The sequence below is a fragment of the Cupriavidus sp. UYPR2.512 genome, from assembly GCF_000379565.1.
Classification (GTDB): Bacteria; Pseudomonadota; Gammaproteobacteria; order Burkholderiales; family Burkholderiaceae; genus Cupriavidus.
Map to the genome: position 1 here is coordinate 61,079 of NZ_KB902976.1, position 16,254 is coordinate 77,332.

Below are 16,254 nucleotides of genomic sequence, written 5' to 3' on the forward strand. Positions count from 1 at the left end.
CCGCCATGCGAATCCTTGTCCTGAATCCGAATACCAGCGAAGGCATCACCGCGCGGCTGATGGCGGCGGCCACCGAGGCCGCGGCCCCCGGCACCGAACTGGTGCCGCTGACCGCCAGCCGCGGCGTGCCCTATATCGCCACGCGCGCCGAGGCGCAGATCGGCGGCGCCATCGCGCTGGAGATGCTGGCCGAGCACCATGGCCAGTTCGACGCGGCCATCATCGCGGCTTTTGGCGACCCCGGCCTGATGGGCGCGCGCGAACTGTTCGACCTGCCGGTGGTGGGCATGGCCGAGGCGGCCATGCTGTCGGCCTGCATGCTGGGCCGGCGCTTTGCCATCGTGACCTTTGCGCGGGCGCTGGGCCCCTGGTATGAGGAGTGTGTGGACATGCATGGCCTGCGCAGCCGGCTGGCCGGCATCCGCATGCTCGACGGCAGCTTTGCCTCGGTGTCGGACGTGCAGGAAGAGAAGGAAGCCGTGCTGGTGGAGCTGGCCAACCGCGCCGTGGTGGAGGACGCGGCCGATGTGGTGATCCTGGCCGGCGCGCCGCTGGCCGGCCTGGCCGCGCGCGTGCGCGACCGCATTCCGGTGCCGGTGGTCGACCAGATGGCCGCCGCCGTCAAGCAGGCCGAGGCGCTGGTCGCGCTGCAGCCGCGCAAGGCCACCGCGGGCACGTTCCGCCGCCCGGATGCCAAGCCCACGCTGGGTTTGCCCGCGGCGCTGGCGGCGCGCATCGAGCACCGCTAAGCCCGCTTCGCTGCCGCTTCGCTGCCGCTGACGCCGCGGCTCAGACCGCGGCGAACACCGCTTCCAGATCGACCTTTTCCTCGGGCGGCGCCTGCAGCCGCAGCGTGCTTTCGACATGGCCGAGGTGCTCGGTCATCAGCCGCGCGGCGCGCTCGCCGTCGCCGGCTTCCAGTGCATCGACGATGTCGTCGTGTTCATGGTGCGGGCAGGACGGCACGCCCGGCGCGTCATAGAGCGCGATGATCAGGCAGGTCAGCGAGCACAGCTCGCGCATGTACTTGCCCAGGTACTGGTTGCCGGTCATTTCCGCCAGCTTGCAGTGGAACTCGCCCGACAGCCGGATGATGGCGCGGCGGTCGTTGCTGTCGCGCGCCTGTGCTTCCTGGCGCGTGGTCTCGCGCAGCGCACGCACGCCCGGCGCGCCGATGGCACCGGCCAGGTCGCGCACCAGCGCGGGTTCCAGCAGGTGGCGTGAATGCAGCACCTGGCGCGCTTCGGCCACGCTGGGGCTGGAGACGAAGGTGCCGCGGTTGGGATGCACTGTCAGCACGCCTTCATGCGCCAGCCTGGCGAAGGCCAGCCGCACCTTGGTGCGGCTCACGCCGAACACGCCGCTCAGTTTTTCCTCGACCAGCTTGGTGCCCGGCGGCAGCCGGTGCTCCCAGATCGCGGTCAGGATGCGGTCGGCGATGGCCTCGACCGACGCGCCGCGCGCGCTGTCCGCGCCGGTCTCATTGATACCGTCGGTGGCGGGCAGGTCGGCTTTGGTTCGTGGCATGGCGGTTGGCGTTGGCGGTCCGGAAAAAAGACAGTCGGTATCCTTATTGTATGGCGGTTCGCCATCAAGTGTATAACACCGGCGTGGGACCGGTTGCCGTCTTACAGGGCGCCAAGCTGGTCCAGCGCCTCGCCGGTCGCGCGGCAGATGCGCCAGTCGGGCAGCACATCGGCGCCCATGGCCTGGTAGAAGTCGATCGAGGGCTGGTTCCAGTCCAGCACCGACCATTCGAAACGGCCGCAGCCGCGCTCGACCGCCAGCGCCGCGAGGTGCTTGAGCAGCGCTTTGCCCAGGCCGTGGCCGCGCCAGGCCGGGTCGACATACAGGTCTTCCAGGTACAGGCCGGGCTTGGCCAGGAAGGTCGAGAAATTGTGGAAGAAGAGGGCAAAGCCGACGGCTTGCCGGGCGCCATCGGTGTCCACTTCGACCAGCACCGCTTCGGCATGCGGCGTGGCGCCGAACAGTGCATCCTGGATCTTCTGCGGCGTGGCTTCGACGATATGCGTCAGCTTTTCGTATTCGGCCAGCGCCAGGATCAGGTTGAACAGCGTCTCGCTGTCGGCGGCGGTGGCGGGGCGGAGCGTGAAGGCGGGCTTGGACATGCTGGGTCGGCTTTCCGGAAAACAGGGATTCGGAATTATCGCCTGTCCGTCACTTGCCGAGCCAGTTTGCATGCAATCGGGTCAGTGCCCGAAGTCTGCCAGCTTGCGCACCTGGTCGACATACCCGGGCGCCAGGCAATCCACCGCCAGCCGTTCCGGCGTGCTGCGCAGCCAGGTCAGCTGGCGCTTGCACAGCTGGCGCGTGGCGGCGATGCCGCGCTCGCGCATGGTGGTGAAATCGGCGTCGCCGTCCAGGTACTCCCATACCTGCCGGTAGCCGACGCAGCGGATCGACGGCAAGCCCGGATGCAGGTCGCCGCGCCTGCGCAGCCGCTCGACTTCCTCGATAAAGCCGTTGGCCAGCATCGCGTCATAACGCTGCGCGATGCGCGCGTGCAGCGCCAGGCGGTCCGATGGCTCCAGCGCAATCACGCGGAAGCGCTGGTCCGCCGCGCCGGCAAAGGTGCGGCCCTCGGCGTGGCGCGCCAGCAGCGCCGACATCGGCTGGCCGGACAGGCGATGGATCTCCAGCGCGCGCTGGATGCGCTGCGCGTCATTGGGCGCGAGCCGCGCCGCGGTGACCGGGTCGACCTTGGCCAGCATCGCATGCAGCGCCGGCCAGCCGCGCTCGGCGGCAAGCTGGTCCAGCTCCGCGCGCAGCGCGGCATCGGCCTGGGGCAGGTCGTTCAGCCCTTGCGTGAGCGCCTTGTAGTACAGCATGGTGCCGCCGACGATCAGCGGCACATGGCCGCGTGCGCGGATCTGTGCGATCAGCCGTTCGGCATCGGTGACGAACTGCGCCGCGGAGTAGCTGTCGGCCGGGTCGATGATATCGATCAGGTGGTGCGGCGCGCTGTCCAGTTCTTCGCGCGTGGGCTTGGCGGTGCCGATATCCATCTCGCGGTACACCAGCGCCGAATCCAGGCTGATGATCTCCACCGGCGCGTCGGCTGCCAGCGCCAGCGCGGCCGCGGTCTTGCCCGAGGCGGTGGGGCCGAGCAGGCAGACCACGGGCGGATGCGTGGCGGAATCGTGGGGCACGGCGGACATCGAAAGCCTTGGATGAATCGTGGGGGCGAGCGGCTTATTGCCCGCGCAGGAACAGCCGGTCCAGCTCGGTCACGGTCAGTTGCACCCAGGTGGGGCGGCCGTGGTTGCACTGGTCGGCGCGCTCGGTCTGCTCCATCTGGCGCAAGAGCGCGTTCATTTCCTCGGCCGTGAGCTTGCGGTTGGCGCGCACCGCGCTGTGGCAGGCGAGGGTGGCCAGCAGTTCATTGCGGCGCTCGGCCAGCACGCGCGAGCCGCCATAGGCATGCAGGTCGCGCAGCACGTCGCGCGCCAGCGCTTCGGCATCGGCCTGCTGCAGCAGCGCCGGCACCGCTCGCACCGCCAGCGTGGTGGGCGACACCGGGGCGATATCGAAGCCCAGCAGCGTCAGCGTCTCCTGGTGTTCTTCGGCCACGCCGATCTCGACCGGGCTGCCGGGCAGCGTGACCGGGATCAGCAGCGGCTGCACCGCCAGGTCGCGCGCGTCCAGGCCGGCCTTGATCTGCTCGTACAGGATGCGTTCGTGCGCCGCATGCATGTCCACCAGCACCAGCCCGCGCGCGTTCTGCGCCAGCACATAGATGCCGTGCAGCTGGGCGATGGCGTAGCCGAGCGGGTGGTCGTCGGGGGCGTCGGCAGGATCGGCAAAGCCGGTGCGCGCGGCCGGTGGCAGCCGGTCCAGCAGGCCGGGCGGGTCGTCGGCGCGTGCCGCCTGGGCGTCAGCCAGCCAGGCTGGCGGTTGCGCCGGGGTGCCGGGCATGGCGCCATAGGGCCGCGCTGCCGGTGCGGCGGCATCGCGCACCATGCCCAGATAGGCCTGGCGTGGCTGGGCGATGCCGAGTTCGGTCTGGCGTGCCGCGGAATAGTTGATCCACTGGCCGCCGCCGCCGCCGCCGCCGCCGCCGCCGCCGTAGCCCGGCCGTGCGCCGCCCGCCGGTGTCGCGCCGCCAGGCGGCAAGGTGATCTCGCCGTCGGCGCCGGTATGCAGACTGTCGCCGTTCTCGCCGGCCTGCCGCGCCAGGCAGCGCTGCACCGCGTGGTAGACGAACTGGTGCACGGCGCGCGATTCACGGAAGCGCACTTCGATCTTCGACGGGTGCACGTTGACGTCGACCATCTCCGGCGGCAGGTCCAGGCACAGCACATAGGACGGGAAGCGGTCGCCGTGCAGCACGTCCTGGTAGGCGCTGCGCACCGCGTGGTTGAGCAGCTTGTCGCGCACGAAGCGGCCGTTGACAAAGAAGTACTGCTGGTCCGGCCGCCCGCGCGAGGCTGTGGGCAGCCCGGCAAAGCCATACAGGTGCAGCGTATCGGCCTCTTCGTCCAGGGGCAGGCGGGCGCGGGCAAAGTCATTGCCCAGCACCTGCGCGGTCCGGGTAGCGACGTCGCCGCCATTCCAGTGCTCCAGCGGCTTGCCGTTGTGGTGGACCGAGATGGTCACGTCGGGCCGCGCCAGCGCCACGCGCCGCACCATCTCCAGGCAGTGCCCCAGCTCGGTTTGCTCCGATTTGAGGAACTTTCGGCGCGCCGGCGTGTTGAAGTAGAGATGCTGCACGTCGACGGTGGTGCCGACCCCGCCCGAGGCAGGCTGCACCGTGCCGGTATCGGCGCTGACCTGGGTGGCATGGGCATCGGCCGCGGTGCGGCTGGTCAGGGCCAGCTGGGACACCGAGGCGATCGAGGCCAGGGCCTCGCCGCGGAAGCCCAGCGTCAGCACCGATTCCAGTTCGTCGAGCGACGCAATCTTGCTGGTGGCGTGGCGCATCAGCGCGACCGGCAACTCGGCCGCAGGGATGCCGCAGCCGTTGTCCGTGATGACGATGCGCCGCACGCCGCCTTCTTCCAGCCGGATGCCGAGCTGCGTGGCGCCGGCGTCGAGCGCGTTTTCCAGCAACTCCTTGACCACCGAGGCCGGTCGTTCCACCACTTCGCCGGCGGCGATCTGGCTGATGAGCTGGTCCGGCAGCGGCCGGATCGGGCGCGGCTGCTGGGTGGTGCGCAGGGCGGTGCTGGAGGCGGAGGCAGGCATCGGGCGATTATACGTGGACGCTCGCACGGAGTCGGACGCGCAAAGGCGCCGCAGGTGACGGATTGCGCGGCGGCTCTTGTATGATTCAGGCCAAGGCGGCCCAGGCCGCATCGGACAAAACGCAGTCAACCAAACCATCAACGGGGAACGACTTGGATCTCGCTTTGCAGCTTATCGACATGCTGGTGCATGTCGACAAATATCTCGGCACGGTCATCGAGCAGTATGGCCACTGGGTCTATGCCATCCTGTTCCTGATCGTCTTTGCCGAAACCGGCCTGGTGGTCCTGCCGTTCCTGCCGGGCGACTCGCTGCTGTTTATCGCGGGCGCCTTCTGCGCAACCGGCGCCATGAACGAGTGGGCACTGATCGGCCTGCTGCTGGTGGCGGCGATCTCCGGCAATACCGTCAACTACCTGGTTGGCAGCTGGATCGGGCCCAAGGTGTTCGACCACCAGTGGCGCTTCCTGGACCAGGATGCGCTGCGCCGCACCCATGACTTCTATGAGCGGCACGGCGGCAAGACGCTGGTGATGGCGCGCTTCGTGCCGATCGTGCGCACCTTCGCCCCGTTCGTGGCGGGCGTGTCGCAGATGACCTTTGCGCGCTTCCAGATGTTCAACGTGGTCGGCGCCGTGGCCTGGGTGGTCGGCCTGGTCTTTGCCGGCTACTTCTTCGGCAACCTGCCGTTTATCCGCCAGTATCTGAACCTGATCGTGCTGGCGGGCATCGGCGCGGCCGTGGTGCCGCTGGTGCTGGGCGGGCTGTGGAAGCTGGTGCGCGGCAACCGCCGCCGGCCCACGCGCGTGGAGCGCTGAGCTGCTGAACTGCCGGGGGCTTCTTCGCGCCCCCTTTTTCACTCTGAAACGGGTTCTTAGTTGAGGCTGCGGCTCATCATCCGCAGCGCGGGCATGCGCTCGCGGATCTGGCCGATATCGGCCGCATCGGGGCGGGCCAGGACATAGGCTTCCAGGTCGGCCAGCGCGGGGCGGAAGCACTCCAGGTTGGCATAGGCCAGGCCGCGGTCGCGCACTTCCTCGATCGAACCCGGCAGCAGGATCACCAGCCGGTTCTGCACCGCCAGCAGCCGCTGCCAGCGCGACTCCTGCAGGTAGATTGCCTTCAGGTTGCGCAACATGCGCGCGACGATCTCGCGGTGGCTGGCCGCGCGCAGAAACAAGCCCAGCGGCACCTGGCTGGCATCGCTGATGCCTTCACGCTCCAGGTACGGATCCAGCATTTCCTGCAGCTGTTCTTTCGACAGGGTCTCGCCGGTGAGCGGGTCCAGTATCACCTCGCCGGCCGGAATCGTCATGCGCAGCAGGAAATGATTGGGGAACGACACGCCCTTGAGCGGCAGGCCGATCTGCTGGCCCAGTTCCATGAACAGCACCGCAAGCGAGATCGGGATGCCGCGGCGCTGGCGCAGCACCACGTTCAGGTAGGAGTTGTCGGGGTCGTAGTAGTCGTTCGCGTTCGGGCCGAAACCCAGGTCGCGATAGAAGAAATGGTTCAGCAGGCGCAGCCGCTGGATCGCGGGGGTGCCTTCGGCGATCCGGCGCTTCAGGCGCAGCGCCAGCACGTCCAGTGCCGCAAGCTCGGCCTGCAGGTCCAGGTCGGGGTAGGCGTCCTGTGCGATGGACAGCGCGGTTTCGGTCAGCGGGATGCCGTTTTCGTCAGCCACGAGGCTGGCGAAATAATCCAGGACTTTGGTGGATGTCATGTCGGTTTCCCGGTGCAGCCGCCGGCACCGCGCGCGGCGTGGGTCACCATTGCTGGCTCATTAGGTGGCCCATGCGTTGGCGGATTCGCTGGCCCATCAGCCGGCGCGGCGCCTGAAGGCAGAGTAGCGCAGTCCCATGAGCCACAGTGTACCGAAGTAGACCACCGCTGCAAGTACCAGGCACGAAGCCAGCAGCGCAATGCGCAAGAGCGGCGTCGCGCCCAGTCCGATCCAGTCGAAATTGCGCGCGAACCAGAGCATCATGCCGGACAGCAGCAGCACCGAGGCGCACAGCTGCGCCAGGAACAGCCACCAGCCCGGCGCCGGCCGGTATAGCCCGCGCCGGCGCAGGCCCAGGAACAGCAGCAGCGCGTTGATGGTGGCGCCGGCACTGATCGACAGCGCCAGCCCGGCATGGCCGATCCACGGCACGAACGCGTAGTTGCATGCCTGCGTGATCACCAGCACCAGCAGCGCGATCTTGACCGGCGTGCGGATATCCTGGCGCGCATAGAAGCCAGGCGCCAGGATCTTGATCGAAATCAGCCCCATCAGGCCGACGCCGTATGAGACCAGCGCCTGGCGCGTCATCTCGACGGCGTGGGCGTCAAACTTGCCGTAGTTGAACAGCACGGCGGTCAGCGGCGCGCCGAACACGAACAGCCCTGCCGCGCAGGGCACCGCCAGCAGGAAGGTCAGGCGCAGGCCCCAGTCGAGCAGGCTCGAGTACTCGGCATGGTCGCCCGAGGCGTTGGCCTTGGACAGGCTCGGCAGCAGGATCGTCCCCAGCGCCACGCCCAGCAGCGCGGTCGGGAACTCCATCAGCCGGTCGGCATAGGTCAGGTATGAGACGCTGCCCGCGGCCAGCCGCGAGGCGATATTGGTATTGATGATCTGGCTGATCTGCGCCACCGACACGGCCAGCAGCGCCGGCCCCATCTGCCGCACGATGCGGCGCACGCCGGGATCGGACCACGCCGCGCGCAGGTTGAAGGCGAGCCGCGGCATCATGCCCAGGCGCCGCAGCGCCGGCACCTGGATCGCCAGCTGCAGCACGCCGCCAACCAGCACGCCCCACGCCTGCGCGTAGATCGGCTGGTCCATGTGCGGGCCGACGAACAGGGCCGCGATGATCAGGCACAGGTTGAGCAGCACCGGCGTGAAGGCCGGCACCGCGAATTTGCGCCAGGTATTGAGGATGCCGGATGCCAGCGCCACCAGCGAGATCAGGCCGATATACGGGAACATCACCCGCGTCATGAACACGGCCGCGGTATAGGTCTCGCTTTGCCCGCGGAAGCCGGTGGCGACCGCGGTCATCACGAGTGGCGCCCCGATCACGCCAAGCAGTGACACGCCCATCAGCACCCAGGTCATGACCGTGGCGACGGCGTCGATCAGTGCCTTGGTCGGCTCGTCGCCACGCTTGGTGTGGTATTCGCCCAGGATCGGCACGAAGGCCTGCGAGAATGCGCCTTCGCCGAAAATGCGGCGCAGCAGGTTGGGAATGCGGAAGGCCACGTTGAACGCGTCGGTCATCTCCGACGCGCCAAAGGCGCGGGCGATCAGGATCTCGCGCACGAGGCCGGTGATGCGCGAGAGCATCGTCAGGCTGCTGATGGTGGCGAGCGCTTTGAGCAGGTTCAAGGTGCGGGTCGGTGCGGGACGGTGGGATCGGTGCGGGCGCACCGCATGCCGGGGACGCCTCTGAGACGCGGTCCGGGCGATAAAGTTGCCGGCGCGCCACGTGCCCCGGCACAATGTGGCGCTTATTATACGGATCGGCCCGGCACCCGCCGGGGCCCGAACTGGCAAAGTGTCCGCCGTGTTGCTTTGTGCGCCGGGATCTGTGTATAATTGCCGATTCACAAGGACAGTTGCGTTCCGGATTCGTGTGTCAGTGCATCCCGGGTCGCTCGATATGACTTAATTGTTGTGTCCCCCGCGGCACGCATCTGAATTCAGGATATTTTTACATGGCAAATTCCGCACAAGCTCGCAAGCGCGCCCGCCAGGCCGTTGCCCAGAACGCTCACAACTCCAGCCTGCGTTCGCGTCTGCGCACCGCCGTCAAGGCCGTCCGCAAGGCCATCGACGCTGGCGACAAGGCCGCTGCCGCCGAGATCTTCAAGAACTCGCAAGCCGTGATCGACAGCATTGCCGACAAGAAGATCGTGCACAAGAACAAGGCTGCACGTCACAAGTCGCGCCTGTCGGCCGCCATCAAGTCGATGGCTGCCTGATCGCTGCCAGGGCCGCCCCGGCGGTCCAGCAGGGGTGGGTGCCCAGGCATCCGCCAACAAAAAAGCTCGTCATCCGACGAGCTTTTTTGCTTTCCGGCGCCAGGCCGGCGGGCTTATTCCAGCGAACAGGCTTCAACCAGCTGCAGGTTGTTGTCGCGCGCAAAATTCAGCACGAAATCCAGCGCCTTGGGTTCAATATCGCGCAGCCGCACGTCCACCACCACGCATTTGACATTGCCGGCGAAGATCGGCCGCACGTAAGGGGAGTAGGTCAGGCGCGGGTCGCCGCTGTCGCCCTCGGGGCGGAACTGCGCCATCACGCCGCACAGCCGCTCGGCCCAGTCGCTCGGGCGGAAGGTCTTGCCTTCCTTGGTAATGCCTTGGATAAAGTATTCGCGAACGTTGGGGTTCATGAGGCTGGACACTGCGGGTGAGGCGGATGACTCGACGGTAAACCCGCTGGACGGGCGCCCGTTTGACGCGGCCGGGGCGCGTTTGGTTCGCGCTGGTTCAGCCGGAAGGCGGGGCGTCGGTGTCTGCGGGGGCACTTTTGATGCCGGCGGCGGGCAGCGGCAAGGGTATGCCGGGCCCCGCGTGAATCAGCGGGTATTATATCTTATATAAGAGTTGCGCATAGGGGCGAAATCCTGTCGGAAACCTGTCAGCGGGCCCGGGCGGGCGGCGGGCGCAAGTCCGTGCCGGGTTGTCCCGGACTCGCCAAAGCAGAAATAATCCCTTATGATTCTTGCAGTTAAATTGCGTATGCGACGCGAAAGGCGGCTCCGCGGCGCGCTTGAGTCATGAACACTTCGTGACGGCGCGTCCCCACCGAGCCGCCTCTTTTGTTTTATGAGCTCAACCCCGATCAAGCATTACCTCCAGTTCAGCGACTTCACTCCCGACGAGTATGAGTACCTGCTGGATCGCGCGCGGATCCTGAAGGCCAAGTTCAAGAACTACGAGACCTGGCACCCGCTGCACGACCGCACGCTGGCCATGATCTTCGAGAAGAATTCCACGCGTACGCGCCTGTCGTTCGAAGCCGGCATCCACCAGCTGGGCGGCCACGCGGTGTTCCTGAACACGCGCGACTCGCAGCTGGGCCGCGGCGAGCCGATCGAGGATGCGGCGCAGGTGATCTCGCGCATGGTCGACATCATCATGATCCGCACCTTCGGCCAGGACATCATCGACCGCTTTGCCGCGCACTCGCGCGTGCCGGTGATCAACGGCCTGACCAACGAATATCACCCGTGCCAGGTGCTGGCCGACGTCTTCACCTACATCGAGCAGCGCGGCAGCATCCGCGGCAAGACCGTGGCGTGGATCGGCGATGCCAACAACATGGCCTACACCTGGATCCAGGCCGCCGAGCGCCTGGGCTTCACCTTCCATTTCTCGGCGCCGCCGGGCTACCAGCTCGATCCGGCCATGGTGCCGGCGTCCGCCGCCGGCCTGGTCAAGGTCTTCGACGATCCGCTCACGGCCTGCCAGGGCGCCAGCCTGGTCACCACCGATGTCTGGACCAGCATGGGCTTCGAGGCCGAGAACGACGCCCGCAAGCGCGCCTTCAAGGACTGGATGGTCACCACCCCGATGATGGACCGCGCCGAGCCTGACGCGCTCTTCATGCACTGCCTGCCGGCGCACCGCGGCGAGGAAGTCGAGGCCGCCGTGATCGACGGCCCCAAGAGCGTGGTCTGGGACGAGGCCGAGAACCGCCTGCACGTGCAGAAGGCGCTGATGGAATACCTGCTCTGCGGCCGCTACTGAGCGCGCCCGGGGTGGACAGGGGAGGGGCCGCGATGGCCCCTCTTTTTACGTCTTTCGTACAGAAACCCAAGGAGATGGAAGTGAGCCAGTTCGACAACGTGTCAGTCGTCAAGAAAGCCAACCTGTACTTTGACGGCAAGTGCGTCAGCCACACCGTGCTGTTCCCGGACGGCACCCGCAAGACGCTGGGCGTGATCTTCCCGGCCGCGCTGACCTTCAACACCGGCGCGCCCGAGATCATGGAAATCAACGCCGGCACCTGCCGCGTGCGCCTGGCCGGTTCGGAAGACTGGCAGACCTACGGCGCGGGCCAGCAGTTCAACGTGCCGGGCAACAGCAGCTTCGATATCGAGGTGCAGGAAACGCTGGACTACGTCTGCCACTTCGCGTAACGGCGCCGCTGATTACCGAAGCGGCAGGCAGGCTGGGCGGCCTCTGGCCGCTCAGAGCACTACCGGCTCGGGCTCGATGCGCACGCCGAAGCGGGCCTCGACGGTATCGGCGATGCGGTTAGCCAGCGCCAGCAGCATCGCGCCGGTGCCGCCGCCGTGGTGCACCAGCACCAGTGCCTGCTTGCCGTAGACGCCCACCGGGCCGTCGCTGACGCCCTTGAAGCCGCAGCGGTCGATCAGCCAGCCGGCGGCCAGCTTGTAGCTGCCGTCCGGCTGCGCGTAGCTGACCAGGTCCGGATGGGCCTGCAGCAGCGCGTCGCGCTGTGCCGCGCTGACCAGCGGGTTCTTGAAGAAGCTGCCGGCATTGCCGACTTGCGCCGGGTCGGGCAGCTTGCGCGAGCGGATCGCGACCACAGCGTCGCGAATCGTGGCCGCATCGGGCGCAGCCCGGCCATCGAGTTCCCGCGCCAGTTCCCCGTACGACAGAACCGGTTGCCACGCCTTGGGCAGGCACAGCGTCACCGCCGTGATGATGTAGCGGCCGGCGCCGGCGCGCTTGAACAGACTGTCGCGGTAGCCGAAGCCGCACGCCCGCAGGTCCAGCCAGACGAATGCGCCGGTGTGGCGATCATAGGCGCGCACGCCTTCGAAGCGCTCGCGCAGCTCTACCCCGTAGGCGCCGATGTTCTGGATCGGCGCCGCGCCCGCGGTGCCGGGGATCAGCGCCAGGTTTTCCAGCCCGGGCAGGCCGTCGGCAATGGTGCGGTTGACCAGCGCGTTCCAGTTCTCGCCGGCGCCGGCGGTGACCAGCCAGGCATCGCCAGTCTCCTCCGGCTGGTAGCCGGGGATTTCCATCAGCAGCACCAGCGCGTCCAGGTCGCCCGTCAGCACCACATTGCTGCCGCCGCCCAGGACCACCAGTGGCAGGCCGTCGGCACGCGGGTCGGCCAGTGCGGCGCTCAGGTCGGCTTCGCTGCGCACATGCACCGCAAAGCGCGCGCGTGCGTCGAATCCGAATGTATTGTGGCGACGCAGGGGATAGAATTCGTGGAAATCTGCCATGCAAGGGAAAGGTGACGCGGCCGCCGCTGGTGGTTGGCAAGCGGCCTGGAACTGCGAGGTAGGCTGGATTATACGGAAGGCGCCGCGCGCGGCCGGCTTCCGGGCATACGGATCACAAGGAGAATGCAATGCCGTCGTTTGATGTAGTGTGCGAAGCGAACATGGTCGAGGTGAAGAACGCCGTCGAGCAGGCCAACAAGGAAATCTCGACGCGCTTCGATTTCAAGGGCTCGGACGCCCGGGTCGAGCATAAGGAAAATGAACTGACTGCCTTTGCCGACGACGATTTCAAGCTGAGCCAGGTCAAGGATGTGCTGATCAACAAGATGGCCAAGCGCAACGTGGACGTGCGCTTCCTGGATTACGGCAAGATCGACAAGATCAGCGGCGACAAGGTCAAGCAGGTGATCACGATCAAGAAGGGCGTGACCGGCGACCTGTCCAAGAAGATCGTGCGCATCATCAAGGACAGCAAGATCAAGGTGCAGGCCAGCATCCAGGGCGATGCGGTGCGCGTGTCGGGCGCCAAGCGCGACGACCTGCAGAGCGTGATGGCGATGCTGCGCAAGGACGTGTCCGAGGCCCCGCTGGACTTCAACAACTTCCGCGACTGACTCTTGCCTCCCGCGCCGGCGCTCCTGCTGGCGCCTGGCGCTGCCGCACTCAGCGAGGCTGCGGCAGTCCGCCGATTTTCGCGCCGGCCTTGATGCCTTTCTGCGCGAACCATCCCTTGTTCATTTCCAGCGCATAGCGGATCGCCGCCTTCGGGCAATGGTTGTTCTCCGTGCGCGGCGCCATCTCCTCGATATTGACGATGGTGCCGTCATCGGCCAGGAAGGCGATCGACAGCGGCAGCTCGGTATTGCGCATCCAGAAGCAGTGACCCGCCTTCTGCTCGAACACGAACAGCATGCCGGCGTTGGGGGCCATGGCCGTGCGGTACATCAGCCCCTGCTCGCGTGCGGCCGGCGTGGCGGCAACCTCCGCCTGGACCGCAAACATGCCCGCGGTGAGCGGGACCACCGGCAGCGCGGCCTGCGCGTGCGCGATCCCGGCGCTCAGCGCGAGCAGGCCGGCAATTGAGGAGCATCGTGACAATAGCGTGTTGGACAGGAAGGACATGGTGTTCAGTCTGAAATGGCGCGGGCAGCAGCCGCAAGCATAGCGCACGCGCGGCGTGCCGATGTGCGGCGGGCGGTACGTCGCGCATCATGATCTCTCGCGGCAACAAAAAAAGGCAGGCGCCTGGCGGCAGCCTGCCTTCTCTTTCCTGCCTCGCGAGCGACGGGGCAGGGAGGGCGCCAGCGATTACTGGGCAGCCGGGGCCGAAGCGGCGGCGGCAGCCTTCTTCTTGCTTTGCTTCTTGTGGGTGGTCTTCTTCTTGGTCGTGGTCTTCGGGGCTTCCTTGGTGGCCGCGGGCGCCGCAGCGTCGGCGGCAGCAGGTGCCGAAGCCTGGGCGAAGGCGCCGGTGGCGAACAGGCCAACAACCAGAGCAGCGATCAGTTTTTTCATGGCGTATTACCTCGAAGGATGAGAACAGTCGGAAAGATTGACGCGTGATAGGACGTGTCCCCGACAAGAACGAGGCCGCTGCCGCCAGCGTTGACCCACGACTTGTTAGTTTTTGTAACGAAAACGCCGCTTGATGTCGTTCGCCTGTCTGGTCTTCGAGACATGGGTGCGCGGTGCCGGCTCCTGGCGCTCGCGCGGTGCTGCCGGCGCCAGTCCCAGTTGCGCGGGCAACACCTCGCAGCAGGCCCCGGGCGCGAGGCCGAGCGCGCGCAGGTCGAGCGGGCCGATCCCGACGCGCACCAGCCGCAACGTGGGAAAGCCGACCGCGGCGGTCATGCGGCGCACCTGGCGGTTCTTGCCCTCGCGGATTTTCAGCTCCAGCCACGCGGTCGGGATCGCCGCGCGAAAGCGCACCGGCGGCTGGCGCGGCCACAGCCAGTCGGGCGCCTCGATCGCGCGCACCCGGGCCGGCTGCGTGACGAAGTCGCCCAGGTCTACCCCGGCGCGCAGCCGGGCCAGCGCGGCGGCATCGGGAATGCCTTCGACCTGTGCCAGGTAGGTTTTCTCCAGCTTGTGGCGCGGGTCGGCGATGCGGGCCTGCAGCGCGCCGTCGTCGGTCAGCAGTAGCAAGCCCTCGCTGTCGGCATCGAGCCGGCCGGCCGGGTAGACGCCGGGCACGCTTACGCACGCGGCCAGCGTCGGGCGCGTCGGGTGTTCCGAGAACTGGCTCATGGTGCCAAACGGCTTGTTCAGGGCAATCAGGGTCATGGGGCGCAAGTATGCCGCAGCGGCGCGCCGGGCCGGGAGATCGGAGGATCTGGGGTCCGGCCCGATTGGCGGATGATGAAAAATTGCTGCATAATACGAAATTAGTCTTGTGTCTTATATAAGACTGAAGGCAGCCCAGGGTGGCGCAAGGGTGATGCAATGCAGCACGGGCGCGCGGTAAGGCCCGTTACAATGCCACAGCGCCATCTCCCCGAATCTCGCCGACCGGCCACGAACCGGCGGCAGTCACAACCGTTCCGTACTGGAGACGTCATGTACCAACATATCAAGGTTCCGGCCGGCGAAAAGATCACGGTCAACCAGGATTTTTCGCTGAATGTCCCGGACAATCCGATCATTCCTTACATCGAAGGCGACGGTACGGGCCTCGATATCACCCCGGTGATGATCAAGGTGGTCGACGCGGCCGTGGCCAAGGCCTATGGCGGCAAGCGCAAGATCGCCTGGATGGAGATCTACGCTGGTGAGAAGTCGACCAAGGTCTACGGCCCGGACGTGTGGCTGCCGGACGAGACCCTGGACGTGCTCAAGGACTATGTGGTCTCGATCAAGGGCCCGCTGACCACGCCGGTGGGCGGCGGCATCCGCTCGCTGAACGTGGCGCTGCGCCAGCAGCTGGACCTGTACGTCTGCCTGCGCCCGGTGCGCTACTTCAAGGGCGTGCCCTCGCCGGTGCGTGAGCCGGAAAAGACCGACATGGTGATCTTCCGCGAGAACTCGGAAGACATCTACGCCGGTATCGAGTGGGCGGCCGAGAGCGACCAGGCCAAGAAGCTGATCGCCTTCCTGCAGAACGAGATGGGCGTGAAGAAGATCCGCTTCCCGCAGACCTCGGGCATCGGCATCAAGCCGGTCTCGCGCGAGGGCACCGAGCGCCTGGTGCGCAAGGCGATCCAGTACGCCATCGACAACGACAAGCCGTCGGTGACGCTGGTGCACAAGGGCAACATCATGAAGTTCACCGAAGGTGGCTTCCGTGACTGGGGCTACGAGCTGGCGCAAAAGGAATTCGGCGCCGAGCTGGTCGACGGCGGCCCGTGGTGCAAGTTCAAGAACCCGAAGACCGGCAAGGACATCGTGGTCAAGGACGCCATTGCCGATGCCTTCCTGCAGCAGATCCTGCTGCGTCCGGCCGAATACTCGGTGATCGCCACGCTGAACCTGAACGGCGACTATGTCTCCGACGCACTGGCCGCGCAGGTCGGCGGTATCGGCATCGCGCCGGGCGCCAACATGTCTGACTCGGTCGCCATGTTCGAGGCCACCCACGGCACCGCGCCGAAGTACGCCGGCAAGGACTACGTCAACCCGGGCTCTGAAATCCTGTCGGCCGAAATGATGTTGCGTCACATGGGCTGGACCGAAGCCGCGGACCTGATCATCTCGTCGATGGAGAAGTCGATCCTGTCCAAGAAGGTGACGTACGACTTCGCGCGCCTGCTGGAAGGCGCGACGCAGGTGTCGTGCTCGGGCTTTGGCCAGGTGATGATCGACAATATGTAAGCACGGACTCCCGCTGCGGCGGGCGACCTGCCAAGGAAAACCCCGGTGCCGC

At 66.8% G+C, this 16,254-nt stretch carries 18 protein-coding genes; 7 read left to right on the forward strand and 11 right to left on the reverse strand.

The genetic code is table 11. The features are described from left to right. Positions 1-5: 5 nt before the first annotated feature. Entirely contained in the window at positions 6-749 is a 744-nt protein-coding gene (locus A3A5_RS0115885; RefSeq protein WP_018311543.1) for an aspartate/glutamate racemase family protein, read from the forward strand. Positions 750-789: 40 nt separating this feature from the next. On the opposite strand, the gene A3A5_RS0115890 is transcribed toward A3A5_RS0115885, so the two are convergent. From A3A5_RS0115890 to mutL, 4 genes are all read right to left on the reverse strand, one after another. Continuing rightward, a complete protein-coding gene (locus A3A5_RS0115890) occupies positions 790-1,527 on the reverse strand; it encodes a GntR family transcriptional regulator (RefSeq protein WP_018311544.1) in 738 nt (245 codons plus the stop codon). A gap of 101 nt (positions 1,528-1,628) precedes the next feature. Then, positions 1,629-2,129: a GNAT family N-acetyltransferase gene (locus tag A3A5_RS0115895; protein ID WP_018311545.1), complete on the reverse strand. Its 501-nt coding sequence runs from the start codon at positions 2,127-2,129 to the stop codon at positions 1,629-1,631. An 81-nt stretch (positions 2,130-2,210) separates the two neighbouring features. After that, on the reverse strand, positions 2,211-3,179 hold the full coding sequence (gene miaA / locus A3A5_RS0115900; RefSeq protein ID WP_018311546.1) for a tRNA (adenosine(37)-N6)-dimethylallyltransferase MiaA: 969 nt from the start codon (positions 3,177-3,179) through the stop codon (positions 2,211-2,213). A 34-nt stretch (positions 3,180-3,213) separates the two neighbouring features. Then, on the reverse strand, positions 3,214-5,205 hold the full coding sequence (gene mutL / locus A3A5_RS0115905; protein WP_018311547.1) for a DNA mismatch repair endonuclease MutL: 1,992 nt from the start codon (positions 5,203-5,205) through the stop codon (positions 3,214-3,216). A gap of 164 nt (positions 5,206-5,369) precedes the next feature. Here mutL and A3A5_RS0115910 point away from each other — a divergent pair, with 164 nt between their 5' ends. Next, positions 5,370-6,023, forward strand: a complete 654-nt coding sequence (locus A3A5_RS0115910) for a VTT domain-containing protein (protein WP_018311548.1) — start codon at positions 5,370-5,372, stop codon at positions 6,021-6,023. A gap of 56 nt (positions 6,024-6,079) precedes the next feature. Here the strand turns inward: A3A5_RS0115910 and A3A5_RS0115915 are convergent, their stop codons facing one another. Further along, on the reverse strand, positions 6,080-6,928 hold the full coding sequence (locus A3A5_RS0115915; protein ID WP_013957897.1) for a SirB1 family protein: 849 nt from the start codon (positions 6,926-6,928) through the stop codon (positions 6,080-6,082). Between the two features lie 96 nt (positions 6,929-7,024). Continuing rightward, complete coding sequence (gene murJ / locus A3A5_RS0115920) at positions 7,025-8,575, reverse strand: murein biosynthesis integral membrane protein MurJ (RefSeq protein ID WP_018311549.1); 1,551 nt, start codon at positions 8,573-8,575, stop codon at positions 7,025-7,027. A gap of 329 nt (positions 8,576-8,904) precedes the next feature. On the opposite strand from murJ, the gene rpsT reads away from it, so the two are divergent. After that, complete coding sequence (rpsT, locus tag A3A5_RS0115925; RefSeq protein WP_010815010.1) at positions 8,905-9,171, forward strand: 30S ribosomal protein S20; 267 nt, start codon at positions 8,905-8,907, stop codon at positions 9,169-9,171. A gap of 113 nt (positions 9,172-9,284) precedes the next feature. Here rpsT and A3A5_RS0115930 read toward each other — a convergent pair whose 3' ends face one another. Next, positions 9,285-9,584, reverse strand: coding sequence for a DUF3579 domain-containing protein (locus tag A3A5_RS0115930; protein ID WP_012353767.1), 300 nt, complete (start codon positions 9,582-9,584; stop codon positions 9,285-9,287). A gap of 436 nt (positions 9,585-10,020) precedes the next feature. On the opposite strand from A3A5_RS0115930, the gene argF reads away from it, so the two are divergent. After that, positions 10,021-10,944, forward strand: a complete 924-nt coding sequence (argF, locus tag A3A5_RS0115935) for an ornithine carbamoyltransferase (protein WP_018311550.1) — start codon at positions 10,021-10,023, stop codon at positions 10,942-10,944. Between the two features lie 80 nt (positions 10,945-11,024). Next, positions 11,025-11,336, forward strand: a complete 312-nt coding sequence (locus A3A5_RS0115940) for a pyrimidine/purine nucleoside phosphorylase (protein WP_018311551.1) — start codon at positions 11,025-11,027, stop codon at positions 11,334-11,336. Between the two features lie 51 nt (positions 11,337-11,387). On the opposite strand, the gene murB is transcribed toward A3A5_RS0115940, so the two are convergent. Next, positions 11,388-12,398: a UDP-N-acetylmuramate dehydrogenase gene (gene murB / locus A3A5_RS0115945; protein ID WP_018311552.1), complete on the reverse strand. Its 1,011-nt coding sequence runs from the start codon at positions 12,396-12,398 to the stop codon at positions 11,388-11,390. A gap of 128 nt (positions 12,399-12,526) precedes the next feature. Between murB and A3A5_RS0115950 the strand changes: the two genes are divergently transcribed. Further along, positions 12,527-13,012, forward strand: a complete 486-nt coding sequence (locus tag A3A5_RS0115950) for a YajQ family cyclic di-GMP-binding protein (RefSeq protein ID WP_018311553.1) — start codon at positions 12,527-12,529, stop codon at positions 13,010-13,012. A 49-nt stretch (positions 13,013-13,061) separates the two neighbouring features. Here the strand turns inward: A3A5_RS0115950 and A3A5_RS0115955 are convergent, their stop codons facing one another. From A3A5_RS0115955 to A3A5_RS0115965, 3 genes are all read right to left on the reverse strand, one after another. Next, on the reverse strand, positions 13,062-13,520 hold the full coding sequence (locus A3A5_RS0115955) for a DUF192 domain-containing protein (RefSeq protein ID WP_018311554.1): 459 nt from the start codon (positions 13,518-13,520) through the stop codon (positions 13,062-13,064). A gap of 186 nt (positions 13,521-13,706) precedes the next feature. After that, the gene (locus tag A3A5_RS0115960; protein WP_018311555.1) at positions 13,707-13,910 is read right to left on the reverse strand and encodes a hypothetical protein; all 204 of its coding nucleotides are present in this window, start codon (positions 13,908-13,910) and stop codon (positions 13,707-13,709) included. A 105-nt stretch (positions 13,911-14,015) separates the two neighbouring features. Next, positions 14,016-14,678, reverse strand: a complete 663-nt coding sequence (locus A3A5_RS0115965; RefSeq protein ID WP_018311556.1) for a pseudouridine synthase — start codon at positions 14,676-14,678, stop codon at positions 14,016-14,018. Between the two features lie 273 nt (positions 14,679-14,951). Here A3A5_RS0115965 and icd point away from each other — a divergent pair, with 273 nt between their 5' ends. Beyond that, a complete protein-coding gene (gene icd, locus A3A5_RS0115970; protein WP_018311557.1) occupies positions 14,952-16,202 on the forward strand; it encodes an NADP-dependent isocitrate dehydrogenase in 1,251 nt (416 codons plus the stop codon). Positions 16,203-16,254 lie beyond the last annotated feature (52 nt).

Bases quoted from the DNA above. Each gene is read 5' to 3' on its own strand.
- A3A5_RS0115885 (WP_018311543.1), top strand. From the start codon at position 6: ATGCGAATCCTTGTCCTGAATCCGAATACCAGCGAAGGCATCACCGCG.
- A3A5_RS0115890 (WP_018311544.1), bottom strand. From the start codon at position 1,527: ATGCCACGAACCAAAGCCGACCTGCCCGCCACCGACGGTATCAATGAG.
- A3A5_RS0115895 (WP_018311545.1), bottom strand. From the start codon at position 2,129: ATGTCCAAGCCCGCCTTCACGCTCCGCCCCGCCACCGCCGCCGACAGC.
- miaA (WP_018311546.1), bottom strand. From the start codon at position 3,179: ATGTCCGCCGTGCCCCACGATTCCGCCACGCATCCGCCCGTGGTCTGC.
- mutL (WP_018311547.1), bottom strand. From the start codon at position 5,205: ATGCCTGCCTCCGCCTCCAGCACCGCCCTGCGCACCACCCAGCAGCCG.
- A3A5_RS0115915 (WP_013957897.1), bottom strand. From the start codon at position 6,928: ATGACATCCACCAAAGTCCTGGATTATTTCGCCAGCCTCGTGGCTGAC.
- rpsT (WP_010815010.1), top strand. From the start codon at position 8,905: ATGGCAAATTCCGCACAAGCTCGCAAGCGCGCCCGCCAGGCCGTTGCC.
- A3A5_RS0115930 (WP_012353767.1), bottom strand. From the start codon at position 9,584: ATGAACCCCAACGTTCGCGAATACTTTATCCAAGGCATTACCAAGGAA.
- argF (WP_018311550.1), top strand. From the start codon at position 10,021: ATGAGCTCAACCCCGATCAAGCATTACCTCCAGTTCAGCGACTTCACT.
- murB (WP_018311552.1), bottom strand. From the start codon at position 12,398: ATGGCAGATTTCCACGAATTCTATCCCCTGCGTCGCCACAATACATTC.
- A3A5_RS0115950 (WP_018311553.1), top strand. From the start codon at position 12,527: ATGCCGTCGTTTGATGTAGTGTGCGAAGCGAACATGGTCGAGGTGAAG.
- A3A5_RS0115955 (WP_018311554.1), bottom strand. From the start codon at position 13,520: ATGTCCTTCCTGTCCAACACGCTATTGTCACGATGCTCCTCAATTGCC.
- A3A5_RS0115960 (WP_018311555.1), bottom strand. From the start codon at position 13,910: ATGAAAAAACTGATCGCTGCTCTGGTTGTTGGCCTGTTCGCCACCGGC.
- A3A5_RS0115965 (WP_018311556.1), bottom strand. From the start codon at position 14,678: ATGACCCTGATTGCCCTGAACAAGCCGTTTGGCACCATGAGCCAGTTC.
- icd (WP_018311557.1), top strand. From the start codon at position 14,952: ATGTACCAACATATCAAGGTTCCGGCCGGCGAAAAGATCACGGTCAAC.